Here is a 25,685-nt window from a genome sequence, read left to right on the forward strand (position 1 = left end):
ACCCCTTTCCACACCACAACGCGGTCACCTCTGTCGAGAATCAGTAACCAATATATTGTCAGCACGATTGAGAGTGCCATTTGCATGATTAATGCCGCGGCGCAGGGGTCGTCGTAAAGCACAAAAAATCCGCCCGAAGAGAATAATCTCTCGGGCGGATCCTTGCTTACTTAGCGAGTGTTACTTACGTCGCGCCGATCCTGGCAGCGGAACTCCGTGCTGGTTGCGCGGAAGGTTCTTTGCGCTTGTCGACGGTGCCTGCGTCTCCTCGGCAGGAGCATCAGCAGCCTGCTCGGTGGAGGTGGCTTCTTCCGTCGCTTGCTCTTCGGTAACCTCTGGCTGTTCCGGAGCCTGCTCCGCCTCTGGCTGGGCAGATGCTTCCTGAGCCTCGGTTTCCTCGGCTGCCGGGGCAGGGGCGCTAGCGGTCGGCTTTGCCTTGCGCGCGCCACCTGGAATCGGAGCACCCTTACGTGCGCCGCCCGGAACCGGAGCACCGGATGCGGTCTTCGGCTGCTCAGCTGCTGGCTGCTTGGACTCGGTGGCCGCTACCTCGGCAGCGGTGTCCTCGGCAGGAGCAGCTTCCTCGGCCTTCGGCTTGGCGGCTGGAGCTGCCTTCTTAGCGCCACCTGGGACAGGGGCGCCCTTGCGTGCGCCACCCGGAATCGGCGCGCCCTTGGTTGCCTTCGGAGCCTCAGCCGGAGCCTCGGTTTCCGCAGCAGCTGCTGGCTCTGCCTGCGCAGCCGGCTTAGCGGACTTGGCGCCACCCGGAACCGGAGCGCCCTTCTTCGCGCCACCTGGGGTCGGGGCGCCCTTCTTCGCGCCACCCGGAGTTGGAGCGCCGCCCTTGGCGCCACCTGGGGTCGGGGCACCCTTCTTCGCGCCACCCGGAGTTGGAGCGCCGCCCTTGGCGCCGCCCGGAGTTGGGGCACCGGACTTTGCGCCGCCCGGCTTTGGGGCGCCGCCCTTGGCGCCACCCGGCTTTGGGGCGCCGCCCTTGGCGCCACCCGGAGTCGGAGCGCCGCCCTTGGCGCCACCAGGCTTTGGAGCACCCGACTTAGCGGCAGCGCCTGCGGCTGTACCAGCAGCTGCGGCGCCAGCACCGGCGGCGGCAGCCTTCTCGGCCTTCTTCTTCTCGGCAGCCTCGGCCTTCTTGCGCTTGGCTTCTTCTGCCTCGAGGCGCTGACGCTCTTCCTCTTCAGCCTTCTTCGGATCGACCCAGCCACGCTCTGGCTGCTCAATCCACTCTGGCTCGCGTGCCTGCGGCAGCTCGCCGTCGACCTTCACGGAGTCGCGGAGCATCTGGGCGATGTCCAAAACCTCCGGCTTCTTCTCGTCGTCCTCGATGACGTTGTTGACGCCGTCGTTCATCATCGTCTTACAGAACGGGCAGCCGATGGCAATTGCCTCAGCACCGGTTCCGACAGCCTCTTCGGTGCGGTTGACGTTGATGCGCTGACCGATGGTCTCTTCCATCCACATACGCGCGCCACCAGCACCACAGCAGAAGCCGGTGTTCTTGTTACGCGGCATCTCGACGAGGTTAGCGCCGGATGCACCAATCAGCTCACGTGGAGCCTCGAAGACCTTGTTGTGGCGGCCCAAGAAGCACGGGTCGTGGTAGGTGACTTGGCGGCCCTGACCGGAAGCAACCGGCTGGAGGCGGTTAGCGCGAACCAGCTTGTTCAGCAGCTGGGTGTGGTGGACGACCTCGTACTGCCCGCCCAGCTCCGGGTACTCGTTCTTGAAGGTGTTGAAGCAGTGTGCACAGGTAACGACAATCTTGCGCTGCTTCGGCGGCACACCATCGAAGACCTCGTCGAGCTGCTCGATGTTCTGCTCAGCCAGCATCTGGAAGAGGAACTCGTTACCAGCACGGCGAGCGGAGTCACCAGTACAACCCTCAGCTTGGGAGAGCACAGCGTACTTCACACCGGCGGTGTAAAGCATCTCTGCAACAGCCTTGGTGGTCTTCTTCGCATTGTCGTCGTAAGCACCGGCACAACCGACCCAGAACAGGTACTCGGTGTCGTCGAAGCTCTCGACATCCTCGCCCCAAATCGGGACGACGACGCCTTCCTTGCGGACCTCGTTGATCCAGTCGGCACGAGTGGAAGCGTTCTGGCCCCACGGGTTGCCCTTGGTCTCGAGGTTCTTGAACAGGCCAGCCAGCTCGGTCGGGAAGTCCGACTCAACCAGAACCTGGTAGCGGCGCATATCGACGATGTGGTCGATGTGCTCAATGTCAACCGGGCACTGCTCGACACAGGCACCACAGTTGGTACAGGACCACAGGACATCCTGGTCGATGATGCCCTCGTCGCCGTCGCCAACCAGCGGCTTGGTCAGCAGTGCGGCGCCAGCGCCTTCGCCCTCGCGAGCGGTCTCGCTAGTCTCGCCAGCCAGTAGGTACGGGGCAGAGGCGTAAGCGTGGTCACGCAGCTGGTTAACCAGCAGCTTCGGCGACAGCGGCTTGGAAGTGTTCCATGCTGGGCACTGCTCCTGGCAGCGACCACACTCAGTACAAGAGGTGAAGTCCAGCAGAGCCTTCCAGGAGTGGTCGGTGACCACACCGGTACCCATGGAGTCAACTTCTGGGTCAGCCTCTTCCAGGTTCAGAATCTCGCCATTGGAGGTCATCGGCTTAGCGCCAGCGAGGGCGTTGTAGCCATCAGCGTTGCGCTTGAGCAGGATGTTGGCGAACGCCAAGAAGCGGTGCCATGCGACACCCCAAGTCAGGTTGCGACCAACAACGAAGAGCCAGACCATACCGGACAGCAGCTTAATCAGCGCGAAGATGGACACCATGACTTCGGAGGCCGGCAGGACCTGTGCGATACCACCGGTGACGAAGTTCGCCCAGTTCCAGACCTCTGGCCCCGTCTGTCCGTGCTCGCCGTAAGTAGCCAGCTTGGCCGCCTTAACGAACATCATGCCCAGACCCTCGATGAGGACGACAGCCTCAACGAAGTAGGCAGCGCCAGCGTTCGAGCCGTAGAAGCGGCTCAGGCGCTCCTTGCCCAGGTTGGTCTGACGGACGATAATCAGCGCCAGGATGCCCAGGGTGGTGCCCAGGCCGAGCAGTTCGTCGATGAAGTGCCAGGCAGTCAGGTTCCGAAGGATTGGCCAACCACCGGCTGGCCAGAAGGTCTGAATGTAGGCCTCGAACCAGACCAGCGATCCGAGGAGGAAGCCGACCATGACGAACCAGTGAGCTACTGCAACGCCTGGCTTCTTGGCCATCTTGGTGTGACCGATGATCTCGCGGATCATGGTCCAAATACGGGTTCCCCATTCACCGGTGTGACCGTACGTCTTTTGGCCCACCATGATGGTCTTCACCATGTGGGTGAATCCCTTGATAAAGATGAACCAGCAGGGCAGGGACAACAGGACGCCAATAACGCCGACGGCCACGGTGAATCCGGTAGATTCCGGGATTCCCGTGTCAGCCGTCGCCGCGGCGAGGTTGAGCACGCTCATAATGTTCCTTCTAGGCTGGCTCAGCCAGAGTGATGGCTGAGTGAAAATAGTTCTCTTGTGAGTTCTATCACGAGCCGCGGATGCTTACCTAACTAACGTGAAAAATAGTGCTGAATTCATGGATACATGGTGTAACCAGTGGTTATTTGGGGAATTACGCAAAAAAATCGTTGTTTTATTCGAGAGGGGTTTGTGAGGGGTAACGCCTACGCTTGACGACGGCGCGCGCGGCACTTTCGTCGTCAAGCATTTATAGGCGGAAGTGGTGACGGCGCTGCGGGTGGGGAACTACTGGGTGCCGCCGATTCGATGTTTTGCGGACGTATTGCGGGGGTAGTGCTGGAGTGCAGGGGCGGAGCTGTGTTGCGAGGCGGAGAGGGGTTTCGGTGGCGTGTTGGCCTTTGAAAATTGATTGAAGCAGACATGTATTCACATGCGTTACATTCTTAACAAAAATAACAATAGTTACTTCTGAACCTGTGTTTTGGTAGATAGTTCGCTATTGGGGCCCAGGATTTTCTGGCAGTTAACGAAAAAGTCATTAAATGTAACTGACTTTTATGAATCCCAAGTGGATTTAAAAGCCTCTATGTCCGCAATTTACCTGGTAATCGGCGTGTCAATTCGGTGGTGAGGAGAGTGTCTAGTCACCCCCGGAACAATTCTTATGTAGGCGCTATTTTGTGTAACACCTAGTATTAGCAGCGTGATACTGCGGATTTATCCGCCTGATTCTAAATGGCATGTGGGTTATGGATTTCTCAGTGCCACTTTTTCTTGAAAGGGGCTTTAATGGCGCGATCTTTCCGTGCAATCGCTATGGCTGGGGTCGGCCTTATTCTTACTGCGAGTGCGGTCTTTAGCTCGGGTGCAGTGGCAAACGCCAATCCGGTCAGTGCGGTCGCAGTCAAGGCGTTCAATAGCTCGCTTATGACTCCAGTGGTGGTTTCCCCGGTCGGACGTGCAGCTGCGGAGACTGCGCTACTTGATCCTCAGGTGCCGATTATTGTGCTCGGAGCCCGTCTCAATCCCGACTGCAGTGCTCCTGCTGTCTTGACGTCCCGATTGGAAACTGCACGTTCGCTGGCGCTGCGTCATCCACTTAACCGGGTCATCGTCACAGGTGGTCGTACTCAGCCGGATTGCCAGACTGAGGCTGAGTACATGCGTGATGCGCTTGCATCTATGGGGGTATGGAAGCGACGTATCACGATGGAAACAAACTCAGATTCCACTGTTGAAAATGCGGCTGGCACTGCACACCTTGTGGAATCGGGAACACGTGGCGTTCGTGCTGCTGTCATTGTGACTTCTCCAACGCACACACCGCGCGCACGAGACACCTATTCTGCCGCCGACAACTCAGCTCTGTGGCTGGCCGTCCCGTCGACTGTGAACTAACCACTAGTCGCATACGGCCAGCGGTTTACGCGGCCAGCGGCTGGCGGGAAGGTCAGTCGGCTGGTCTATTGAATCAGAAAATGCGAAAGGCACCCTCGCAGGGAGGGCGCCTTTCGCGTTTTCTGGAGGCGGGTGATCTCCGGAAAAGCCTAGGAATTAGTGAAGTTTGCCTCGCGCTTTTCGGTGAAAGCGGCCATGCCTTCCTTCTGGTCATTAGAGGAGAACAGGGAGTGGAAGGTGCGACGCTCAAAGAGCAGTCCCTGCGAGAGTGTCATTTCGTAGGCCTGGTTGATCTGTTCCTTAATTTGGGTGGTAGCAACCAGAGACTTCGACGCAATGGTGCCTGCGACCTTGAGGGCCTCGTCGAGAAGCGCTTCCGGTTCGACCACGCGGGCGACCAGGCCTGCGCACTCGGCTTCTTCGGCGCCCATCATGCGGCCGGTGAGACACATCTCCATTGCCTTAGCCTTGCCGATTGCGCGGGTGAGGCGCTGCGAGCCGCCCATACCCGGAGAGATGCCGAGGTTCACCTCAGGCTGGCCGAACTTGGCCTTGGTGCCGGCGATGATGAAGTCCGCCATCATGGCGACCTCGCAGCCACCGCCCAGTGCGTAGCCGTTGACGGCGGCGATAACTGGGGTGCGGACGGAGGTCAGAACATCCCAACGTGCGAACCAGTCGGAGACGTACATCTCGGTTCCGGACTTGTCCGCCATCTCCTTAATGTCCGCACCCGCGGCAAACGCCTTTTCGGAGCCAGTGATGATAATTGCGCCAATGCCTGCATCGTTGTCGAAGTCGGTGGCTGCTGCGCCGATCTCTTCCATGGTCTTGTGATTGAGGGCGTTCAGCGCCTTCGGGCGGTTCAGGGTAATAATGCCGACGCGACCGCGGATTTCGGTGAGGATGTTTTCGTAGGTGGTCATCAAATGCTCCTTCGTGATGGCTTAATTTTTGGTGAAAGCCGGATGCGTAGCCAGCACTTCATAATCTGAAGAATTTGGCTGCGGATTGAAAAGTCTTTCCTGTGTGTGAGGGTACCTGGGGCGGCGGGTGTCGTCAGCCTGTTTGAGCTTCTGGCAGGACTCGACCAGGTGCCAGAAACAGGGGGCTCTCGTCGTTGCATTCTGGCCGAAGCCAAAGGATAGAACAGGCTTTCCGACGCGAGTTTTTGCGGTTTTACCGGCTTAACCCCGCTGTCTTTAGATTCTCCGATAAAACAGCCCTGTATGTGGTGAAATACAAGGAGTGCTAGCTCGGTAAGCGGGTGGGCCGATAGGAAAGGAAATACCTGATGACCGATCAGAACTCGTCTGATTACAATAACGACAGCTACAAGGCTGGAAACCACAGCAACGGCGGTGGCGGTCAGAACAACCCGTACAGTGGATCGGCGAATGGTGCCGGAGCTGGGGGACGGTCGTACGACGCATGGTCGCAGCCGGGCAACTACAACTACGGGACTGGTAATAATGCGGGTGCCCCAGGCGTAGCAGGTGCCGGAGCCGGTGCTAGCAGCGGATATCAAACTGGGGCTAACGGCCAGTATGGGCAGGCAACGGGATTTCAAGCGTCAACTGTAAAAGCTGAGTCGCGTGGATTTTTCCAAGCGCTTTTTGACTTCAGCTTTTCCAGCTTTATCACCATCCAGTTTGCCAAGTTTATCTACATCATCAATATCGCAATCGCTGCGTTGATCTATTTTGTCTTCGTCATCGCAGGTTTTTCCGGGATGGGTGAAGATGTTGGAGCCGGTATCCTGTTTGGATTTGGAATCCTGTTGTTTGGCTGGATTCCTGCGCTACTTCAAATCGTCTCAGTTCGGTTGGCGCTTGAAGGTATGATTGCAGTGATTCGAATCGCACAGAATACCGCAGCTATTCGTGAGGCTACTGCAGGAAAGTAACCTCTCGGCCTGCTGATAAAAGCCGAACTAGTGCATCTACTTGGAAGAGTTAGGTAGGAGTTCTAGCTCGGCTTTTTATTTGCGGCGGGATATTATTTAGTAACTCGCGTTAAAGAACGGTGTGAAATGGGCGTTGAGCGAATGAAATGTCAGACTGGCCAGGATACTGGTATAAAGCCGAAGAAAACTTTCAAGACCGGGCTATTAGTTTCTTCCACGACGTTGTTACTTGCAATGGGCCTTGCTGGCTGTGGGTTGGATGGCGTCAAGTCCGCGATGGGCGGTGTGCAGGATGCGGTGGGGCTAAGTACTGACCGCGAAGCCGGCTCGGAGGCGTCCAGTAGCGAAACTACGACCAGTATTGCCAGCACTCGTATGCCGAATCCGACCATCGAATCCGATGTCCCTGAGACAAATGTGGCAGATTCTGACAGCGATGTTAAAGGTCCAGGTCACGAGTCAAGCACTCTAATGGGGAAAAAGAGCACTAACGAGCGAATTTACCGCAAGAGCGAGGGGTGGGAGTTTCTGGAGTATCCGCCATACGTTATGCCGGGTGGGCGTTTCGTGGTCGAGTCGGCTGATGGATCGCGTAGCCAATGCTCATTTGGGTGGTGGGTTTACAACCAAGATGAGCCAAGCCGGCACTATGTGACCAGCGCTGGGCACTGTGGGGAAAAGGGTGACCAAGTTTATATCCAGGACAACAGTGGTCGGTATCAAAAGGTCGGTGAGTTTGTGTGGAGCGCTTTCGACACCGAAAATCGCAGTAGCCCTATAGATCATGCCCTAATTGAGCTAACCGTTAGTCCTCAGAGTGTGGAAGGGACCCCAGCAGTTCAAAATCTGAAATTGGTGGGTTGGGCGAGTGCCTCATGGTTGGAGGAGGCACAACCGCGAATCTGTCGGCTTGGATATCGAAGCGGACTTTCCTGCGGTTCATACCGCGGCATGGTTGAGAACTATATGTTCAGCTATGACAATATTTCAGACCACGGTGATTCGGGCGGTGCTATTTGGGCGGTATCGCCAGATAATCCAAGGGAAGTTTATGCAGTAGGCATGGCATCTTATGGGTTCGAGGAAGATGCGACTAGTGCCGGGGCATCGTTGCTGGCACCGATAATGGGTGAATTCGACATGACGATTGTTGAGTAGCGGGTTCCTAGGCAAGTAAAGCTAGCTCTCAGCGGTGACCTAAATAGTTTGACCGCCCCGCATTGCTGTATACGGGGCGGTCATTGCTTTTAAAGGTGTTATAGGGTGCTAGCCCCGCTTGCGCAGTGAAATCACCAATGCGGCACTGCCGGTGAGCGCGCCCACAAGGCCGAGTCCCAGGCCCCAGCCGCCAAGCGCGTTGCTCGAATCCTCGCTGGTAGTAGCTGCGGAATGCTCTACGTCGTCCGAGTGGTTATCGCCGTGGTCTGTCTCGCTGGTGCCATGGTTGTGGCTGTGGTCGTGACCGTGGCTATGTTCATCGTCTGCAGACTTCTCAATCAGCTCCACGGTTGGAACCGGGTAGTCACTATCGTGGTCCTTTTCAGCCCAGTTCATAGATCCCTTTTCGCAGGTCTGCAAAGTTGGCACCTCAACCGTCGACGGTTTTGCGTCATCAGCCACCTTCACGCTGAGCGTCAGAGAATCCTTCAGGTCCGATGGCAGTGGGGTCTTCGCAGTGTAGATGACCTTCTGCACCTTTTCATTCTTGCCGGAGCCGGTCGACTCCTTCGTGACATCCCAGTTCGCGTTTACGTTCGGCGTGACCTTTTCGAACTCCTCCGGGATGGTGAACTCGACCTTCGTTGTCGGTGAGCCGTCGCAGCCATGACCGACGCCGAACGCCAGATCCGCGTAACCGCCAATCGGGGCAGACGACGGGGTTGCATGCACATGTGCGGATGCAACGGCGGGGAAGGCGAGGGTCAGCGCGGCGCTTGCCGACGCTACTGCGAGCCCACGGAAAAAGGGGAAATGGTGTCGCTGTGCATTCTGAGGCACGAAAAACTCCTAAATAAGTGGGATGAATTCTTGGCTCAATCGCCCCGTAAGTGGGGATGAGTTAGACATGTATTAGTGGAGCCGCCAGAGCTGATTCGGTGTCAGGCCATGGGGTTAACAAGGGCATGGCCTGTTGATGAGCCGGTGGCTGCAAAACACGTCAGGGGATTAGTCGGTTCGCTTTGCAGGAAAGTTCCCAGGGCTAGTGCTAAGAAATTTCCCCCTGGAGGCTAGGGCCCCGAAGGCGGGGGCCGGAGGCTAGGGGCAGGATTTTGTATGGAAAATTTTTGCTGTCAGACACCGTGGATGATATTCGGACATAGTTTGAAAAAATCTTTTATCGCTCTGACCTGCATTAATGTGAATTATTCTAGAAAAGTTGAGTCGGGTGGGAATAACTTTGCTGTACAGTCCGTTGCACAGCATGACAAACATTGAGTCGGACACGCTCAAGTTTGCTTGACAGATTTTCTACGGCAATGCAGACTTGAGCGCGTAGGACTTAAGGGTAATTCTTTTACTTCTCTAGAAAGGTGTTCATCATGGGACGCGCTGTTGGTATTGACTTGGGTACGACGAACTCCTGTGTCTCCGTCCTTGAGGGCGGCGAGGCGCAGGTGATTGCGAACTCTGAGGGTTCGCGCACCACCCCGTCGGTGGTTGCATTTGCAAAGAATGGTGAGGTCCTGGTTGGCCAGTCCGCTAAGAACCAGGCTGTCACCAACGTTGATCGCACTATTCGTTCGGTCAAGCGCCACATGGGCACTGACTGGGATATCGAGATTGATGACAAGAAGTACACCCCGCAGGAGATTTCCGCTCGTACGCTGATGAAGCTGAAGCGCGACGCTGAGTCTTACCTGGGTGACGACGTCACTGATGCGGTCATTACCGTTCCGGCTTACTTCAACGACGCTGAGCGTCAGGCAACGAAGGAAGCAGGTCAGATTGCTGGCTTGAACGTCCTGCGCATTGTTAACGAGCCGACTGCTGCTGCGCTTGCTTACGGTCTGGAGAAGTCCGACAAGGAGCAGACCATTCTGGTCTTCGACCTCGGTGGCGGTACCTTCGACGTCTCCCTGCTGGAGATCGGCGACGGAGTCGTTGAGGTTCGTGCAACTGCTGGTGACAACAAGCTCGGTGGCGATGACTGGGATCAGCGCATCGTTGACTGGTTGGTCGAGAAGTTCCAGTCCAGCAACGGCATTGACCTGACCAAGGACAAGATGGCTCTGCAGCGTCTGCGTGAGGCTGCTGAGAAGGCCAAGATTGAGCTGTCCTCCTCGCAGCAGGCATCCATCAACCTGCCGTACATCACTGTTGACTCTGACAAGAACCCGCTGTTCCTGGACGAGACCCTGTCCCGTACTGAGTTCCAGCGCATCACCTCCGATCTGCTTGACCGCACCCGTAAGCCGTTCCAGCAGGTCATTGCTGACGCCGATGTTCCGGTTTCCGATATTGACCACGTTGTGCTGGTCGGTGGTTCCACCCGTATGCCGGCAGTCTCTGAACTGGTCAAGGAACTGACCGGTGGTCGTGAGCCGAACAAGGGCGTTAACCCGGACGAGGTTGTCGCAGTTGGTGCTGCTCTGCAGGCCGGCGTTCTGCGCGGCGAGGTCAAGGACGTGCTGCTGCTCGACGTCACCCCGCTGTCTCTGGGTATTGAGACCAAGGGTGGTGTCATGACCAAGCTGATTGAGCGCAACACCACTATCCCGACCAAGCGTTCGGAGACCTTCACCACCGCTGAGGACAACCAGCCGAGTGTTCAGATTCAGGTCTTCCAGGGTGAGCGCGAGATGGCTGCAGCCAACAAGCTGCTGGGTTCCTTCGAGCTGGGCGGAATCGCTCCGGCACCGCGTGGCGTCCCGCAGATTGAGGTCACCTTCGACATTGACGCCAACGGCATTGTCCACGTCACCGCTAAGGACAAGGGCACTGGTAAGGAAAACAAGATCACCATCCAGGAAGGCTCCGGCCTCTCCAAGGAGGAGATCGATCAGATGATTAAGGATGCTGAGAAGCACGCTGACGAGGACAAGAAGCGCCGCGAGGAGCAGGAAGTCCGCAACTCGGCTGAGTCCATGGCTTACCAGACCCGCAAGTTCGCATCCGAAAACGAGGACAAGGTCTCCCAGGACATCCGCGACCGCGTTGAAGAGGCTGCCAAGGAAGTCGACGAGGCTCTGAAGGGCTCCGACATCGAGGCCATCAAGTCTGCCGTCGAGAAGCTGTCCACTGAGAGCCAGGAGATGGGTAAGGCCATCTACGAGGCTCAGGCAGCTGAGGGCGCAACCGCAGCCGAGGGTGCTGAGGCCGCTGACGCTGACGACAATGTCGTTGACGCTGAGGTTGTCGACGAAGACGAGAAGGACAAGTAAAAATGACTGACCAGGATCAGGGAAACCAGCCCACCCCGGAGGAGCCGGCCAACCTGGCCGATCAGGTCAATGAGGTCTTCGAGCAGGCCAAGCTTGACGACGACGTGGAGCCGGCGACCGAAAATGCCGCCGGTGACACTGCAGCGGAGGAAGTCGCAGACCCTGTGGCAGCCATCCAGCGTGAGCTGGATGAGCGCACAGAGGATTTGCAGCGCCTGTCGGCGGAGTTCACAAACTACCGTCGTCGAGTCGACCGAGACCGTGAGGCCGAGCGCGTACAGGCAAAGGCTAAGCTGGCCGGAGAACTGCTGGTTTTGGCCGATGACCTCGACCGCGCTGAGGAACACGGCGACTTGGCAGACGGTACCCCGCTAAAGGCATTCGCGGATAAGTTTCGTAGCGTGCTGACCGCACAGGGCGTTGAGGCATTTGGTGTTGCAGGCGAGGAGTTCGACCCGGACATCCACGAGGCTGTCCAGGATCTCTCCGAAGGGGATGACAAGGTTCTAGCCAATGTGCTGCGCAAGGGCTACCGCATTAATGACCGTGTCATTCGTACGGCGATGGTAATCATCGGCGATCCGCAGTAGCGGAGACACAAGTGACGCAGATTTCTTCGAATTAGTTTTTCTGAAAGGAGGAGATGCACCATGACTCAACGGGAATGGGCAGATAAGGACTATTACGCTGACTTGGGCGTCTCTAAGTCTGCGTCACTCGACGAGATTAAAAAGGCCTACCGCAAGCTAGCCCGGGAGAACCACCCGGATAAGAACCCGGGCAACAAGGTCGCCGAGGATAAGTTCAAGCGAATCTCCGAGGCATACTCGGTGGTGGGTGACGAGGACAAACGCCGTGAATACGATGAGCTGCGGGCAGCTCTCGCAGGCGGTTTCCGATTCCCGGGCGCCGGAGGCTCCGGTGGTGCCGGTGCGGCCGGTAGGCGTGGTTTCGACTTCGATGTGTCGGATCTCTTTGGTGGAGGCACCGGATTCGGTGGCACCGCTGGCGGTGCAGGTGGCCTAGGTGACTTCCTGGGTGGCTTCGTAAACCGCAATGGTGGTGCTGGCGGGGCCGGACGACAGAAGGCTCGCCGTGGCGCGGACGTGGAGACAGAAATTACGCTCGATTTCCGCGAGGCCGCCCAAGGCGTCACCATCCCGTTGCAGCTCACCAACCCGTCGCCATGCACGAACTGCAATGGTTCGGGTGCGGCACCGGGAACCTCGCCGGTGACCTGTACGACCTGTCAGGGTTCGGGATATGTCAAGGAGCAAAAGGGTGCTTTTGGCTTCTCCAGCCCGTGCTCGGACTGTGGTGCCCAGGGCACACGCATCGAAAACCCCTGCTCGCAGTGTAACGGCACTGGCGTGACCACCCGCCGTCGTACCATTACCGTCCGCGTCCCCGCGGGCGTGGTGGACGGTCAGAAGGTTCGTCTTGCAGGCCAAGGTGAAGCGGGACTGCGGGGACGGCCGGCCGGTGATCTCTTTGTCACGGTCCACGTTCGCCCAGATGAAGTCTTCACCCGCAGCGGCAACGACCTTGAAGTCACGGTGCCGGTGAGCTTCGGCGAGCTCGCACTCGGCGGCACGATTACCGTACCGACGCTAGGTGACAAGATTCGCGTGCGCGTCCCAGCTGGTACAGCCGATGGTCGAACGCTGAGGGTGCGCGGTCGGGGTATCCCGAAGCGCAATGGCACTCCGGGCGACCTGCTGGTAACCGTGCGTGTGAAGGTGCCGACCAACTTGGATGACAATGCCACTTCGGCATTGCGCTCCTACGTCGAGGCGGAGCGTGCCAGCGGGTTCAATCCTCGTGAGGGTTGGGCGGGTGCGAAGTAATGTCGGACAACACTGAGGTCTATGTCATATCCGTAGCCGCGAATCTCGCCGGCATGCATGCGCAGACGCTGCGTAATTATGACCGACTCGGGTTGGTAACTCCGCAGCGCACCTCCGGCGGAGGTCGGCGCTACACTAAACGCGATGTGGCGCTGCTGCGTGAGATTCAGCGCCTGAGCCAGGAAGACGGCGTCAACCTGGCTGGTATTAAGGCCATCATTGACCTGACTGAGCGAGTGGATTCGCTCGAGCAGGAAAATGCAGAACTGCGAGAGCAGCTCTATCAGGCAAAGGCACAGGCTCGCCGTTCGCGTGGTGAACTGGTTCACGTCCCACGCTCTACGGCAGTGGTGATGTGGGAGCCACGCACGCGGCGCAGGCACAGAGATGACCGTGGCGGGGAAGGATAACCCACACGGATGGTTGAACGGACTAAGCAGCTTTGGCTGGTTAGTCCGTTTTTCTTAGCTTGCTAACCGGAGCCGTCGATTAGCAATCAGTTGAACTGAGCCATCGTCAGCTATCAGTTAGCCACCGAGTGGTCTCGCGGGTGAAAACTTCATCGTCAAAGTAATGCTCTATGTGGGGATTGCCCTGGACATACCGGTATTTTTCGGGAATATCCTGCACGGGGGTGACCATGAAATCAGCCAGGCCCTGCATGGATGGGCCACGCTCGCTTAGGTCGAGTGTGTACGCGCCGAAATCTTTATCAGCTGGGTTCTTTCCGTGAACCCCGAGTTCGGCAGGAATGCGAATGGGGTCCATCGGGGACGTAGCCACCGCTACACGGTGGCTATTTTCATATCCGGGTCGGACGGTGCCGTCCGGCTTGAGTAGCTTCATGTCCTTTGCGTGCCCAAGTCCAGGGCCAACACCTGGCGGAGCTACGAGCAGCACCTTATCCGCGTAAAGACCACTACCAAGGGAGGCCTGTGACACCACCGTTGCCCCGTAACTATAGCCAGCGACAATATGCCGTTGGGTAGGAGACTTGGCAGGAGGATGAGCCGAGGTTTGATTAGCGGCGTTGCTTGGATTACCTGGGGCTTCCTGATTCGAAGACGTGCCGTGGGCAGTAGCGCCACCGGCAATCGCAGTGTCACCACTGTCCACACCACCGGAACGCTCAATCAAACCAGCTTGCAAGTGCTGCAGTCGCTCTGCGGCAAAGTCGTGATACTCGGTGCGCATGGCCTCATGGAGGTCGGGCGGCGCGTCGTAGGAAAATAACACCACCGCTACATTCTCCGGATCCTCACCGCTGGCGCGGAAGGTCGCGGCTACGCGCTCAAACTGCCTGTTAGCGTCTTCCGCGCTAGAGCTGGTGCCGGGGACGAGAGTAATCACAGTCGATGCTCGCTCAACGTCACCGAAGGCGATGGCAGAATGTCCAGGTGAGGACTCCAGTAGTTGTCCGGGAGGCAGACCCAAAGTGCGGGCGTAAGCGGAGATAGTGGCATCTACCTCCGATAGCGGTCTGCTCGAATACGCCCCAGCCAATTCGCTCTCAACTTCCAAGTCTCCATCGCGGCTGATACCAGTGTCGATAATGCTGCCAGTACCACTGCCAGCCTGGGATGACTGCACTCTATCCGAGCCACTAACTTCTCCTGCCACCAGCGGTGACAGAGTTGAGATTGCGGCCGCTGCCTTCTCATCGAGTCGGTTGAGCTCAGCCAAAGCCGATTGAATCCGGCGCTGCGAGGTTGCGCACCATTCGGCCACGGTAAAAGGTCCGGCAGGAATTTTGGGATGAGCGAGGCTCCGCACAATCGTAGACAGCATGCCCTCCGGCGGAGTCACCGCACCAGAAACTAGGTTGACCTGTAACCCCAGGTTGGTTGCCTGGTTTACCGCGTCGGTAAGTTCGCGGATGACGTCGTTAAGCATGGCTGCGGTGTCACTGCAGCAGGCGGCGAGACGTTCGAGTGCGACGCTGCTTCGGCGCAGCCGTGTGGAGCTGTGGGTGACGGAGACCTCGGCGGCGCTGCGATTGTCGCCGGCGAAGTCGTCCTCCGAAAGCGCATCGAGTGCGCCCTGGGAACTGTCGGCGGAATCGGTGAGGGCGCGCGCCCCGGAACGCAGCACCCGGGAGAGGCTGTTCAGTGGATCCACGCGCCATAGCAACGCTTCACCTACCGTGACCATGACAGCCTTTCCAAGGCGCGGGACTGGGTGTGTTCATGGGCGAGAGCGTTGGTCGCGAGGGTATCGGCGGCCTGCGCAATAACGTCGATGTTTGTGCACGCGGCAAGTAACGATTCCGACCACTTCCCACAGGTAGTGGAGGCGGCGGGAACAATGCGTGAGCCGGGCAGGGCAGAGGCGAGGTCGGCGCTATCCGGGGCAGCTGCCACGATGGTGGAAATTCCATCAACACGACTGGAAAGCTGCTGGTAGGAGCGACTTAAGGCGGATAGTTGAGCAGGATTGACGGTGATGTGTTCGGCCATGTTTTTGATTCTGCTGGGTGCCGGAAGCTAGCGGAAGAGCATCTTCAGGGAACTGTGGATAACTAGGAGGGGCAGCAACGCATGGCGATGTGCTGTGGATAACTTCACGGCAGTCAATCCGGGGGAGCCGGTAACATTTAGGCATGCGTATTGCACTGGCTCAGTTGGAATTGTCAGCATCGGTTGAAGAAAATCTAGACGCAGTGAAGGAGACCATCGCGCGAGCGGTACAGGAAAATGCCGATTTGGTGGTCTTCCCCGAGGCCACGATGAAGGCGTTCAATTCCGGTCGCCTTGACGTGGTGGCGGAGTCCAGCAGCGATAAGTTCGTAGCGGAGGTCTCGCAGGCCGCACACGATGCCGGAATCAGCGTGGTGGTCGGCATGTTCCGCCCGGCAGATGAAGTGGAGCGCGACGGTAAGACGATGCACCGAGTCTTCAATTCGCTGCTTCTGGCTTGGCGTGATGAGGACGGCCCCGGTGTCGAGTTCTACGATAAGCTCCACCTCTTCGACGCTTTCGGGTTCCGCGAATCCGATACCGTCGCGCCGGGCAACGCGCACGTGGTCTGTGACGTCCCGCTTGCCGACGGCTCGTCGGTCGCCCTCGGTCTTGCGACATGTTTCGACATCCGATTTCCTGAGCAATTCATTCAACTGGCCAACCTGGGCGCAGAGGTCATCGTGCTGCCCGCTTCGTGGAATGACGGCCCGGGCAAGGTGGCGCAGTGGCAGACCCTGGTTTCGGCACGTGCCTTGGACAGCACTTGCGTGATCGCGGCCGTTGATGCGGCGCGGCCTGGTGGGGCTAAGGCCGCGGGTAAGGATGAGGGGCCTACCGGTGCGGGGCACTCTATGTTGGTCAATGCGGACGGTGGGGTTATTGCTTCGGCGGGCTACGGTCCGCAGCTACTCGTGGCTGATGTGGATGTGGCGGAGGTGGAACGGATTCGCCGCTCGATTCCGGTGCTGGAAATTCGCGACCAGGGCTAGCTGAGGGGAGAGGAAGAGGGGCGAGCCGAGCTGAAAGCAGGGGGTGGGGGAGCGAAGAGAGCGGGTATTTAGCCGACAGTTCTACCGATTCGGGCGAAGTCCTTTATATTTCTAATCATGCTGCTCCACATCCTCTGGGTCATTGGAATTACGGCCGAAGGCGTCACCGGTGCGCTGGCGGCCGGTCGAATGCGCATGGACCTCTTTGGAGTCTCAACAATTGCGTGCATGACTGCCATCGGCGGTGGCACCCTGCGAGATGTCATTCTCGGTCACTATCCGCTGGTGTGGGTCGCTAGTCCGCAATATTTGCTGGTTATCGTGGGGGCGGCGCTTATTACGGTGCTGATGGCCGACTTCCTGATGAAGCACTTCCGGGTGGTGTTCCTGGTAGCCGACGCGATTGGTCTTTCGGCATTTTCTATCATTGGTGCCCGCGTGGCCATGGAGATGGGGCACGGTGTCATCATCGCGATTGTGGGTGCCGTTCTTACCGGTGCATTTGGTGGTGTGCTCCGCGACCTGATGTGTGACCGCGTTCCGCTGGTCTTCCAAAAGGAGCTCTACGCGTCCATCGCAGTTGTCGCGGCGACGCTTTACTACGTGCTCGACATGGTTGGCCTGCACGAGAACATCAACATCATCTGCGCTGTGCTGTCCGCGCTGTTTATTCGACTAGCGGCAATTTGGCGCGGCTGGTCGCTACCGGTATTTGATTATCAAGGGCGCGATTAAAAAAAACTCCCGCACCCAAAAAACCTGGTGTGGGAGTCTTTAGTTGCACTAGGCGCTACCTAGAAGCGCGCACAAGCGCAGATGCAAAGCGGACGATTAGGAAATCGAAGCCTCGTAGATGCCCTTGACGGAGTCAGCCATGGTTGCGTTGAAGTCTTCGTCGGACTGCTGAGCAGACAGGCCCTCAGACAGTGCGCGGGAGAAGGAAGCAATCATGCCGTGGTTGCGGGACAGGCGCTCGTTGGCGTCCTCGCGCTCATAGCCACCGGATAGTGCGACAACGCGCATGACCTTCGGATGGTCAATCAGCGGCTTGTACAGGTCATCCTTGGTCGGGATGGAAACCTTAATCATGACCTTCTGATCATCAGCCAGATCATCCAGGCCAGCGAGCAGCTCGCGCAGGACGATGTCCTCAGCCTCTGCCTTGTCAGCAGCGTTGATGTCGACCTCCGGCTCCAGAATTGGAACCAGACCGTGGGACAGAACCTGCTTGCCGAACTCGAACTGCTGAGCGATGTTGGCCTTGATGCCCTCTTCGTTTGCCTCAGCAATGAAGGAGCGCATCTTGGTGCCGAAAATGCCCTTAGCGACACCGCGCTCCAGCAGCTCATCCAGGCCCGGGCACGGCTTCATAAGCTGAACGCCGTTCTCCTTGTCGGCGAGGCCCTTGTCAGTCTTCAGGAACGGGACGATGCCCTTCTTTTCCCACAGGTACTGAGCGGTCGGGATTCCCTCAATGTCGCGATCCATGGTCTGCTCGAAGAGAATCGCACCAATGATCTGCTCAGAGCTGAAGGACGGGGAAGTGATAATGCGGGTACGCATCTCGTGAACCAGGTCGAACATTTCATCTTCGTTCGAGTACTGATCCTCGTTGATGCCGTACAGGCGCAGAGCCTTCGGGGTCGATCCACCGGACTGGTCGAGAGCGGCGATGAAGCCCTTGCCCTCAGTCATCTGACGTGCCTGCTCGATGTTCATTCGAGTCCTTTCGTGAGAATGAAGGAATGTCACCTACTAGGGTAACCAAAACAGTATGAGTGCGCTGCCCGCCCATCACTCACATGGGGGAAGTAGAATCCGGCGGGAGTGTGCTGGTGAGGGCGTCGGACGGTGTATTGGAGGGCGTTCGCACGTGGTTTCTGGAACTTTCCGACACTTTCTAGTGCTGTCCGGCCCGTTATTGCGCCTAACGACGCGTTACGACGCTAGCGAGTTCCACCACTTCTGCAATAGGTGTGGTGTGAATCACAGTGGGAATTGGTAAATATTGAAGTTGAGTGGAACAGACTCAAGGCTGAATGCGTTATGGGTAGTGAATGACAAAGTTGAGTCAAAGGGGCGCAAGTTATGAGTTTTACACCAACAACTAAGACTGGAGAAGTTCTCCAGGAAGCTATGAAGGCCGCTACCAGCGCAGGTAATCCGGATATCCGGCCTGGGCACATTCTGGTAGCGCTGCTGGAGCAAAAGGAGGGTATTGCGGCTCCGCTGCTTGAGGCAGCGGGTGTTAATCCTTCCGGGGTTTTGACCCGCGCTAAGGAGCTGGTCGCTGGGTACCCGTCGGCAAGCGGGGCGAATATGGCGAACCCGCAGTTTAATAGGGATGCCGTTAATGCACTGAACGCTGCCGAGGAGCTGGCGGGCGAGCTTGGAGACGAGTATGTCTCCACGGAAATTCTGCTTATCGGTGTAGCAACTGGCCAGTCGGAGGCGGCAACTGTGCTGCAGTCGACGGGCGCTACTGCCGAGGCATTAAAGGGCGCGCTGACTAGCGTGCGTGGATCGAGGAAGGTTACAACGGAAAATCCAGAAGAGCAGTACCAGGCTCTGGAAAAGTATGCGACGGACTTAACCGCGCGGGCGCGTGAGGGCAAGATTGACCCTGTTATCGGCCGCGATGCGGAGATTCGTCGCGTGGTTCAGGTCCTAAGTCGTCGCACCAAGAACAACCCTGTGCTCATTGGTGAGCCGGGCGTTGGTAAGACGGCCATTGTAGAAGGGCTCGCACGCCGAATTGTTGCAGGTGACGTGCCGGAATCCCTGAAGGGTAAGACTCTGATGAGTCTCGATTTGGGTTCCATGGTCGCCGGTGCGAAGTACCGCGGTGAGTTCGAGGAGCGCCTGAAGGCGGTTCTGGACGAGATTAAGGAATCCGACGGTCAGATTATTACCTTCATCGATGAGATTCACACCATCGTTGGCGCTGGTGCCACAGGTGATGGCTCGATGGATGCGGGCAATATGATTAAGCCGATGCTGGCTCGTGGTGAGCTGCGCCTGGTCGGTGCGACGACCCTGGATGAGTACCGCAAGTACATCGAGAAGGATGCTGCGCTGGAACGTCGTTTCCAGCAGGTCTTTGTCGGTGAGCCGAGCGTTGAGGACGCCATTGGTATTCTGCGTGGCCTGAAGGAGCGCTACGAGGTCCACCACGGTGTCCGTATTCAAGACTCCGCGCTGGTGGCTGCGGCAACGCTGTCGGATCGCTACATCACGTCCCGCTTCCTGCCGGATAAGGCCATTGACCTGGTGGATGAGGCCGCATCGCGTCTGCGTATGGAGATTGACTCCTCGCCGGAGGAGATCGACTCTGCGGAACGCATCGTGCGCCGCCTCGAAATCGAGGAAATGGCCCTGGAGAAGGAAACTGACATCGCGTCGAAGGAGCGCCTGGACAAGCTCCGTGAGGAACTTGCAGATGAGCGTGAGAAACTCAACGCTCTGAAGACTCGCTGGCAGAACGAGAAGTCCTCGATTGATGATGTCCGCTCCGTTCGCGAAGAGCTCGATGCCCTGCGCACTGAGTCAGAAAAGGCTGAGCGCGAAGGTGACTACGGGCGCGTCGCAGAGCTGCGTTACGGGCGCATTCCTGAGTTGGAGAAGAAGCTGGAGGCCGCCGAGGAATCGGTCGCTGACGCAGAGGAAAACTCCATGCTGAAGGAGGAGGTCACGCCTCAGGAAGTTGCTGAGGTTGTCTCCGCCTGGACGGGTATCCCGGCTGGCAAGATGATGCAGGGTGAGACCGAGAAGCTACTGGAAATGGAGCTCAACCTCGGCCGTCGCGTCGTTGGACAGAATGCTGCTGTGGAAGCTGTCTCCGATGCCGTCCGTCGTTCGCGTGCGGGTGTTGCCGATCCGAACCGTCCGACTGGTTCCTTCCTGTTCCTCGGTCCAACAGGTGTTGGTAAGACGGAGCTGGCCAAGGCTCTGGCGGAGTTCCTCTTCGACGATGAACGCGCAATGGTTCGCATCGATATGTCCGAGTACGGTGAGAAGCACTCTGTCGCTCGCCTGATTGGTGCCCCTCCTGGATACGTCGGCTACGACGCTGGCGGTCAGCTCACCGAGGCTGTTCGTCGCCGTCCGTACACCGTCGTGCTTTTCGACGAGGTCGAGAAGGCTCATCCGGATGTGTTCGATGTGCTCCTGCAGGTGCTTGATGAAGGTCGCCTGACCGATGGTCAGGGCCGAACCGTGGACTTCCGAAACACGATTCTGATTCTGACCTCCAATCTCGGCGCTGGTGGCACGCATGAGCAGATCATGGATGCAGTCAAGATGGCCTTCAAGCCGGAGTTCATCAACCGTCTTGACGATGTGGTGATCTTCGATCCGCTGACCTCCGAGCAGTTGCGTGGCATTGTGGACATTCAGGTTCGCAACCTGGCGGAGCGTCTGGCTGCACGTCGTCTGGTCCTGGATGTCTCCGATGGGGCGCTGGACTGGCTGTCGGAGCGTGGCTACGACCCGGCTTACGGCGCTCGTCCGTTGCGTCGCCTGGTGCAAAAGGCAATCGGCGATGAGCTGGCACGTCGACTGCTCGCCGGTGATGTCCGCGATGGTGACCGCGTAGAGGTCACGGTTGCTGACGATGGCGAGTCGCTGAAGATTGTCGGCTACGGCGAGGACGGTGCAGCTCGGGTTTAAGGGGTCAAGTTAAGGGCTCAAGTCTAAGAGCGTACCTGCTCGGTGGGCTGTCCGTTTGTTGGGGCGGTTTGGGAAAGTTCTCTCCCGAACCGCCCTTTTGTGTGCTTTCGCGCTTGGATTATGTGGTTCTTGCTTGGATGTGTGGGGCCCTGTTGCATTCTGGTCTCGGCTGATTCTGCCGGTATAGTGCGCACATATGACTAACTTTCAGTGGCGACCAGCGACAGACTCCGACCTACCCTTCATTGCCTGGATGGACGAACTAACGGAGACGTTCGGAGATGAAAGCCAGCCACTGCCGGACGATTATGTAGTCACGAGGCGGCAGTACGTCGACCAGTGGGACGCGCGTCAGGGCGGGGTGATTCTTTTCGCCACATCGCTTGACGACGCTGACCTTGAGTCGCTCAGCGGGGATATGACTCGCACTGACCCATTTGAACCGAGAGTTTCTCGCGAGGTTACTTACAGCGCGGCCACGATTAAGGCGGAATGGTTGGGGCGCGGGGATTCGTCGTCAAGCGAAGAGCGCGAGAGCTATGAAGTGCCGGTGGGGGCGGCCTGGCTGCGTGCGTTTACGCAGGACGATCCGGGGTACGGTTTTGTGGAAAATGGGATTCCTGAGGTAGCGATTGCGCTGCGCCCGGGTGTTGTCGGGCGCAGGCTGTCGCAGCCGATGATTGCGGGGCTTCTTGAGCATGCGCGTGAACTGGGGTATCCGGGGGTTAGTCTGGCTGTCCATGATGCCAACCCGCGGGCTGCGAAGGCGTATGTGAAGGCGGGCTTTGAGCTGGTGGGGCGTTCGAGCTTTCCGGACCATGATGTGATGGTGGTGCGGTTTTAGGCTTTGCGGCGGCGTTGCGGTGCCGGTGATGCGGTGAGGGGGTGTGGGGCGTTATCAGTATGGGCTGCCGGTGATTTTGGGATGTGGGGGTGGGAAGTTCAGGTGCTGGAAGTGCGACAAGATTTCGGAAAAAGATTCGAAAAATTTGATTTAGGGGTTGTGGAGTGCCGAATGGGTGTGCGATAATGTTAGGGAAGGAAATTAGTTAGTCCATTTGGGGATTCGGATTACTAGCGTTCTAAAAGGGGGTGGGGAAATGTCTACACGATCGGCACCAGACAGCAGCGGACCGCTGTCGACATCGCAGGTATTGGATGCGGTTGCGCAGTTTGAGGCTCTCTCAGTAGCTATCGTGGAAAACTTCGAAGTGCTTGCGCCGGATCATGCGCACGACGCCTATAAGTCGATTGAGAAAGCGCGAAAACGACTTGCGGTTATTGATGCGACTTATGTGGAGATTATGAAAGGGCGGATGCCCAGTGCGGAGCATCGAAAGATTGCGTGGCTAGCGCAGGAGATGCGGATCTCGCGAGCAGAAGCGCGGCAGCGTATCAATATTGTCGGGTGTCTGCGTAGGAATGTTGATCCGTTTGCTTCGGCGAATGAGGACGTGCGAATGCCAAACCTTCGTCAGAAAGTTGAGGAAGGTGTTGTCGGTGCGGATGCCGTTGTGAAGATCGACAAAGCCGTTCGTGAGCTGCCGGCAACGGAGCATGCGGAGCTGTCTAGGCTGCTGGACAAGCACATTGCAGATTTGGTGGACAAGGTTCGTGTTGATGATCTCAATCAATTGCCCAATCGCCTGCGGGCGATGCTGGGAGTTGATGATCCGTATACGGATGAGGACCGTGCCCGGAAACGAAGCTTAAAAATCGGTGCTCAGGGGCCGGACGGCATGAGCCGGTTGAGCGGTGTGGTTACGCCTTCGTTTGCGGCGGTGCTCAAAAGGCTGCAGGCGGATCATGCGCGCCCTGGCGGGTTGCTCGAGGAAGGCGCTGATGACGAGCGGAATCCGGAGCAGCGTTTCCATGATGCAGTGGAAGCTGCAGTGAACGGGGGTTTTCAACCAGGCGGTGAGCTTCAGCCGGCACGGGGTACGACATCGGTGGTCACTGTTGCACATATCGCAGATGTGGCAGCGCTAGCTGGAGTCTCCTTGCCTGATGGGGGAAATTTTGTACTTCCCGGATCAGGCAAAGCGGTCTCAGATGCGGGAGTGCGAATTTCCATTAGTCAGGCAGTGCAACAGATGGTTGATAGAAATTCGTTCCTCCAGGTCTTGGGGAATGAGGGGCAGACCTTGTACTTTGGGCGGTCGCGCAGGCTGGGGACTTTGCCGCAGTATCTGGCACTTCTTGGAGAGGAAGGATGCTCCTCCGCGCCGGGCATGGGCACACCGGGGGCCATGTGCGATGTTCACAATGTGCAGTCATGGGCATCCGGTGGTGGTACTGACCTGGATAATCTCACATTGGTGGATCCGGGTACACATCGAAAGATAGATGATGCCCGAGGTGATGGACATGCCTGGTGGACGCTCCGGCCGGATGAGGTACCGGAGGTTCTAGGTGCTGCTGACGAAGGGAACGAAGTCGGCGGGGAGGGCCAGCTAACCTCTACTAGTCGTGTGGTCTGGGTGCCTCCGAAAGACACAGAAGGAAACCGGAAGGTACAATCCAATGAGGATCCCGATGCATTCGATAACCCGGGACGCTGGTTACGTCGTAAAGCGCGAGAGAAACGGGCGGGGGATTCAGCGGATGGCAGTGGCGAGACAGGACAGGATCCCGGTGGGTAGCCGGACCGGGAGGTAGGGGCCCTAGCTTAGAGGCCGATCTTCCGCTTCGTAGTCAGCTTTGCGTTAATGAAGCGGTTGAGGAACGGGGCGCCGACGCTGGCGGCGTAGTACAGCAGTTTCGTCTGCAGGCCGACAGGGAAGTGAACCTTAGTAATATTGCCCTGCTTGTGGTCGATGCAGTCGACGATTGCGCTAGCGACATCATCTGGCGTGATTCGAATACCCATGCGCTTGGTGCCGTCCGTGCTGACGTTCTCGAGCATGGAGGTGTTGACGTAAAGTGGCCAAACTGCCTTGACGTCGATAGCGTAGGGTTCCCACTCGACCTCGAGTGCCTCCGTGATGCCGCGAACAGCGAACTTGGTGGCGGAGTAGGTGGCCATGTCTGGGGTGCCGTAGATTGCTGACGCCGAACAGAGGTTGATTACCTGTCCGCGTGAGCCCTTGAGGTAAGGGAGAGCTGCACGGCAACCGAAGTGGACGCCCTTCACATTGACATCGATAAGGGCATTGTCCTGCTCGTAGGAGCCCTCCTCGAATGGAGTGCCGTAGAGGATACCGGCGTTGTTGATTAACACATCCAGGCGTCCTGCCCTATCCACGAACTGCTTCAGCGCGTCCTCCCACTGCTGCGGATTGGTGACATCGAGAGTGCCAACGACCGCGTTCTGGTGGTCCGCTGCCCATTCCTGGTCACCAGAGATGTCAAAAACTCCTACGGTATAGCCGCGGGTAAGAAGTTTTTCTGCGGTGGCACGGCCGATTCCACGTCCTGCTCCAGAGATGAAAACGGTCAGATGTGCAGCAGTTTCAGACATATTCCCAGTTTAGCCGGGCTTGACTGTGCTTCATTGGGGGATTGCTGAACTCGAACCCCCAAGAGTGTGAGGCGTGTTTCGAGACCTTCCCAAGCGCCTAGTTTTAATAACTTACATATCGCGCTACCTAGTCAATCGATTTAGAATCCGGAATTATGACAACATCCATCTCGGTAAAAGAGCTTCGTGACAAGATTACTGGCGGCGGTCGCATCGTCGTCGTTGACGCACGTTGGTCGCGCGTCAAAAAGCCATATGACTGCTACACCACGGCTCACATCCCACTGGCGGTGTTTTGTGATCCCGAGTTGGATCTAGCAGGTGTTCCCAGTCGAGAAGCTGGTCGCAACCCGCTGCCGGATATCGACCGCGTGCGCGACGCCGTCCGTCGATGGGGAGTCCGCTCGGAGCATCTGGTGATTGTTTACGACGCAGGCGATGGACTGTTCGCTTCCCGCGCCTGGTGGATTCTGCGCTGGGCGGGGCTGGAGAATGTGCGTGTCCTCACCGGTGGGCTGGCTGCTTGGGAAGCAGATGGAAACGAGACCGCGTTCGGACCTGGTAACCTGCCTCGGCCTGGAACGATTGCTGTAAGCGAGAGCAATATGCCTGTCGCTAGTCTCGACGACGTAAGCACCTGGTCTGAGCATGGAATTTTGGTGGATGCGCGTGAGCCCAGCCGCTTCGAAGGTCGTAGTGAGCGAGTCGATCTGCAGGCAGGTCATATCCCGGGTGCCGTGAACCTGGCGGCACGTAGTCTGCAAAATGCCGATGGTTCCTTCCTTCCTGTTGAGCATCTTCGTGAGCGCTTTGCCTCCGTCGGCATCGAAGACGGTAGTAACGTAGCGGTCTACTCCGGTTCCGGTCTTCATTCCTCGCTGTTTATTCAGGCAATGGAAGAAGCGGGTATCACTGGTGCCTCACTGTATGTCGGCGGCTGGTCCCAGTGGGCTGGTGATCCTAGCCTGCCTATCGTCCGTTTCTAGGCGGCTCCAAACTCGCGCGCTTCCGGGCTAGGGATTAGAGGCCCGGAAGCCCATGACGTGCTGTCCATGTGGATATCGCCCCGCGGCGCTACGGTCCGGAAGTTCCC

Annotated in this window: 20 protein-coding genes; 13 read left to right on the forward strand and 7 right to left on the reverse strand. The window is 58.0% G+C overall.

Annotation, left to right across the window (positions count from 1 at the left end):
- Window positions 1-180: 180 nt before the first annotated feature.
- A complete protein-coding gene (locus ADA16_RS06570; RefSeq protein WP_048760269.1) occupies window positions 181-3,480 on the reverse strand; it encodes a heterodisulfide reductase-related iron-sulfur binding cluster in 3,300 nt (1,099 codons plus the stop codon).
- 792 nt (window positions 3,481-4,272) lie between these two features.
- Here ADA16_RS06570 and ADA16_RS06575 point away from each other — a divergent pair.
- Window positions 4,273-4,881: a YdcF family protein gene (locus tag ADA16_RS06575; protein WP_048760271.1), complete on the forward strand. Its 609-nt coding sequence runs from the start codon at window positions 4,273-4,275 to the stop codon at window positions 4,879-4,881.
- Between the two features lie 149 nt (window positions 4,882-5,030).
- Here ADA16_RS06575 and ADA16_RS06580 read toward each other — a convergent pair whose 3' ends face one another.
- A complete protein-coding gene (locus ADA16_RS06580) occupies window positions 5,031-5,807 on the reverse strand; it encodes an enoyl-CoA hydratase (RefSeq protein ID WP_048760273.1) in 777 nt (258 codons plus the stop codon).
- Window positions 5,808-6,175: 368 nt separating this feature from the next.
- Between ADA16_RS06580 and ADA16_RS10995 the strand changes: the two genes are divergently transcribed.
- Window positions 6,176-6,787, forward strand: coding sequence for a DUF4282 domain-containing protein (locus ADA16_RS10995; RefSeq protein WP_048760275.1), 612 nt, complete (start codon window positions 6,176-6,178; stop codon window positions 6,785-6,787).
- 126 nt (window positions 6,788-6,913) lie between these two features.
- Window positions 6,914-7,945: a hypothetical protein gene (locus ADA16_RS06590; protein WP_048760277.1), complete on the forward strand. Its 1,032-nt coding sequence runs from the start codon at window positions 6,914-6,916 to the stop codon at window positions 7,943-7,945.
- Between the two features lie 108 nt (window positions 7,946-8,053).
- Here ADA16_RS06590 and ADA16_RS06595 read toward each other — a convergent pair whose 3' ends face one another.
- On the reverse strand, window positions 8,054-8,785 hold the full coding sequence (locus ADA16_RS06595) for a YcnI family protein (protein ID WP_048760278.1): 732 nt from the start codon (window positions 8,783-8,785) through the stop codon (window positions 8,054-8,056).
- A gap of 542 nt (window positions 8,786-9,327) precedes the next feature.
- On the opposite strand from ADA16_RS06595, the gene dnaK reads away from it, so the two are divergent.
- The 4 genes from dnaK to ADA16_RS06615 are packed head-to-tail and all read left to right on the forward strand — an operon-like array spanning window position 9,328 to window position 13,426.
- Entirely contained in the window at window positions 9,328-11,169 is a 1,842-nt protein-coding gene (dnaK, locus tag ADA16_RS06600) for a molecular chaperone DnaK (protein ID WP_048760280.1), read from the forward strand.
- A 2-nt stretch (window positions 11,170-11,171) separates the two neighbouring features.
- On the forward strand, window positions 11,172-11,759 hold the full coding sequence (gene grpE / locus ADA16_RS06605) for a nucleotide exchange factor GrpE (RefSeq protein ID WP_048760282.1): 588 nt from the start codon (window positions 11,172-11,174) through the stop codon (window positions 11,757-11,759).
- Between the two features lie 60 nt (window positions 11,760-11,819).
- Window positions 11,820-13,016 carry a molecular chaperone DnaJ gene (dnaJ, locus tag ADA16_RS06610; protein WP_048760284.1) on the forward strand — a complete coding sequence of 399 codons (1,197 nt, stop codon included), beginning with the start codon at window positions 11,820-11,822 and terminating at the stop codon, window positions 13,014-13,016.
- On the forward strand, window positions 13,016-13,426 hold the full coding sequence (locus ADA16_RS06615; RefSeq protein ID WP_048760285.1) for a heat shock protein transcriptional repressor HspR: 411 nt from the start codon (window positions 13,016-13,018) through the stop codon (window positions 13,424-13,426). Before dnaJ ends, ADA16_RS06615 begins: the two co-directional genes overlap by 1 nt.
- Before the next feature lie 106 nt (window positions 13,427-13,532).
- On the opposite strand, the gene ADA16_RS06620 is transcribed toward ADA16_RS06615, so the two are convergent.
- Complete coding sequence (locus ADA16_RS06620) at window positions 13,533-15,167, reverse strand: alpha/beta hydrolase (protein WP_048760287.1); 1,635 nt, start codon at window positions 15,165-15,167, stop codon at window positions 13,533-13,535.
- Window positions 15,155-15,472, reverse strand: coding sequence for a hypothetical protein (locus tag ADA16_RS06625; protein WP_048760289.1), 318 nt, complete (start codon window positions 15,470-15,472; stop codon window positions 15,155-15,157). Before ADA16_RS06625 ends, ADA16_RS06620 begins: the two co-directional genes overlap by 13 nt.
- 143 nt (window positions 15,473-15,615) lie before the next feature.
- Here ADA16_RS06625 and ADA16_RS06630 point away from each other — a divergent pair, with 143 nt between their 5' ends.
- Together ADA16_RS06630 and ADA16_RS06635 are read left to right on the forward strand one after the other, a co-directional pair.
- Complete coding sequence (locus tag ADA16_RS06630; protein ID WP_048760291.1) at window positions 15,616-16,464, forward strand: carbon-nitrogen hydrolase family protein; 849 nt, start codon at window positions 15,616-15,618, stop codon at window positions 16,462-16,464.
- Between the two features lie 117 nt (window positions 16,465-16,581).
- Window positions 16,582-17,199, forward strand: coding sequence for a trimeric intracellular cation channel family protein (locus ADA16_RS06635; RefSeq protein WP_048760293.1), 618 nt, complete (start codon window positions 16,582-16,584; stop codon window positions 17,197-17,199).
- A 96-nt stretch (window positions 17,200-17,295) separates the two neighbouring features.
- Here ADA16_RS06635 and ADA16_RS06640 read toward each other — a convergent pair whose 3' ends face one another.
- Entirely contained in the window at window positions 17,296-18,183 is an 888-nt protein-coding gene (locus ADA16_RS06640; protein ID WP_048760295.1) for a fructose bisphosphate aldolase, read from the reverse strand.
- 369 nt (window positions 18,184-18,552) lie between these two features.
- On the opposite strand from ADA16_RS06640, the gene clpB reads away from it, so the two are divergent.
- The 3 genes from clpB to ADA16_RS06655 all read left to right on the forward strand — a co-directional run bounded on the left by clpB (window position 18,553) and on the right by ADA16_RS06655 (window position 23,774).
- Window positions 18,553-21,132, forward strand: coding sequence for an ATP-dependent chaperone ClpB (gene clpB / locus ADA16_RS06645; RefSeq protein ID WP_048760297.1), 2,580 nt, complete (start codon window positions 18,553-18,555; stop codon window positions 21,130-21,132).
- Between the two features lie 196 nt (window positions 21,133-21,328).
- On the forward strand, window positions 21,329-21,976 hold the full coding sequence (locus ADA16_RS06650) for a GNAT family N-acetyltransferase (protein ID WP_048760298.1): 648 nt from the start codon (window positions 21,329-21,331) through the stop codon (window positions 21,974-21,976).
- A 256-nt stretch (window positions 21,977-22,232) separates the two neighbouring features.
- On the forward strand, window positions 22,233-23,774 hold the full coding sequence (locus ADA16_RS06655; protein ID WP_048760542.1) for an HNH endonuclease signature motif containing protein: 1,542 nt from the start codon (window positions 22,233-22,235) through the stop codon (window positions 23,772-23,774).
- 26 nt (window positions 23,775-23,800) lie between these two features.
- Here the strand turns inward: ADA16_RS06655 and ADA16_RS06660 are convergent, their stop codons facing one another.
- A complete protein-coding gene (locus ADA16_RS06660) occupies window positions 23,801-24,592 on the reverse strand; it encodes an SDR family oxidoreductase (protein ID WP_048760300.1) in 792 nt (263 codons plus the stop codon).
- Between the two features lie 155 nt (window positions 24,593-24,747).
- Between ADA16_RS06660 and ADA16_RS06665 the strand changes: the two genes are divergently transcribed.
- The gene (locus ADA16_RS06665) at window positions 24,748-25,578 is read left to right on the forward strand and encodes a sulfurtransferase (protein WP_048760302.1); all 831 of its coding nucleotides are present in this window, start codon (window positions 24,748-24,750) and stop codon (window positions 25,576-25,578) included.
- Window positions 25,579-25,685: the final 107 nt, after the last annotated feature.

The sequence above is a fragment of the Corynebacterium vitaeruminis genome (assembly GCF_001054325.1).
In the GTDB taxonomy this organism is placed as follows: domain Bacteria; phylum Actinomycetota; class Actinomycetes; order Mycobacteriales; family Mycobacteriaceae; genus Corynebacterium; species Corynebacterium vitaeruminis_A.

Bases quoted from the DNA above. Each gene is read 5' to 3' on its own strand.
- ADA16_RS06570 (WP_048760269.1), bottom strand. From the start codon at position 3,480: ATGAGCGTGCTCAACCTCGCCGCGGCGACGGCTGACACGGGAATCCCG.
- ADA16_RS06575 (WP_048760271.1), top strand. From the start codon at position 4,273: ATGGCGCGATCTTTCCGTGCAATCGCTATGGCTGGGGTCGGCCTTATT.
- ADA16_RS06580 (WP_048760273.1), bottom strand. From the start codon at position 5,807: ATGACCACCTACGAAAACATCCTCACCGAAATCCGCGGTCGCGTCGGC.
- ADA16_RS10995 (WP_048760275.1), top strand. From the start codon at position 6,176: ATGACCGATCAGAACTCGTCTGATTACAATAACGACAGCTACAAGGCT.
- ADA16_RS06590 (WP_048760277.1), top strand. From the start codon at position 6,914: ATGGGCGTTGAGCGAATGAAATGTCAGACTGGCCAGGATACTGGTATA.
- dnaK (WP_048760280.1), top strand. From the start codon at position 9,328: ATGGGACGCGCTGTTGGTATTGACTTGGGTACGACGAACTCCTGTGTC.
- grpE (WP_048760282.1), top strand. From the start codon at position 11,172: ATGACTGACCAGGATCAGGGAAACCAGCCCACCCCGGAGGAGCCGGCC.
- dnaJ (WP_048760284.1), top strand. From the start codon at position 11,820: ATGACTCAACGGGAATGGGCAGATAAGGACTATTACGCTGACTTGGGC.
- ADA16_RS06615 (WP_048760285.1), top strand. From the start codon at position 13,016: ATGTCGGACAACACTGAGGTCTATGTCATATCCGTAGCCGCGAATCTC.
- ADA16_RS06620 (WP_048760287.1), bottom strand. From the start codon at position 15,167: ATGGTCACGGTAGGTGAAGCGTTGCTATGGCGCGTGGATCCACTGAAC.
- ADA16_RS06625 (WP_048760289.1), bottom strand. From the start codon at position 15,472: ATGGCCGAACACATCACCGTCAATCCTGCTCAACTATCCGCCTTAAGT.
- ADA16_RS06630 (WP_048760291.1), top strand. From the start codon at position 15,616: ATGCGTATTGCACTGGCTCAGTTGGAATTGTCAGCATCGGTTGAAGAA.
- ADA16_RS06635 (WP_048760293.1), top strand. From the start codon at position 16,582: ATGCTGCTCCACATCCTCTGGGTCATTGGAATTACGGCCGAAGGCGTC.
- ADA16_RS06640 (WP_048760295.1), bottom strand. From the start codon at position 18,183: ATGAACATCGAGCAGGCACGTCAGATGACTGAGGGCAAGGGCTTCATC.
- clpB (WP_048760297.1), top strand. From the start codon at position 18,553: ATGAGTTTTACACCAACAACTAAGACTGGAGAAGTTCTCCAGGAAGCT.
- ADA16_RS06650 (WP_048760298.1), top strand. From the start codon at position 21,329: ATGACTAACTTTCAGTGGCGACCAGCGACAGACTCCGACCTACCCTTC.
- ADA16_RS06655 (WP_048760542.1), top strand. From the start codon at position 22,233: ATGTCTACACGATCGGCACCAGACAGCAGCGGACCGCTGTCGACATCG.
- ADA16_RS06660 (WP_048760300.1), bottom strand. From the start codon at position 24,592: ATGTCTGAAACTGCTGCACATCTGACCGTTTTCATCTCTGGAGCAGGA.
- ADA16_RS06665 (WP_048760302.1), top strand. From the start codon at position 24,748: ATGACAACATCCATCTCGGTAAAAGAGCTTCGTGACAAGATTACTGGC.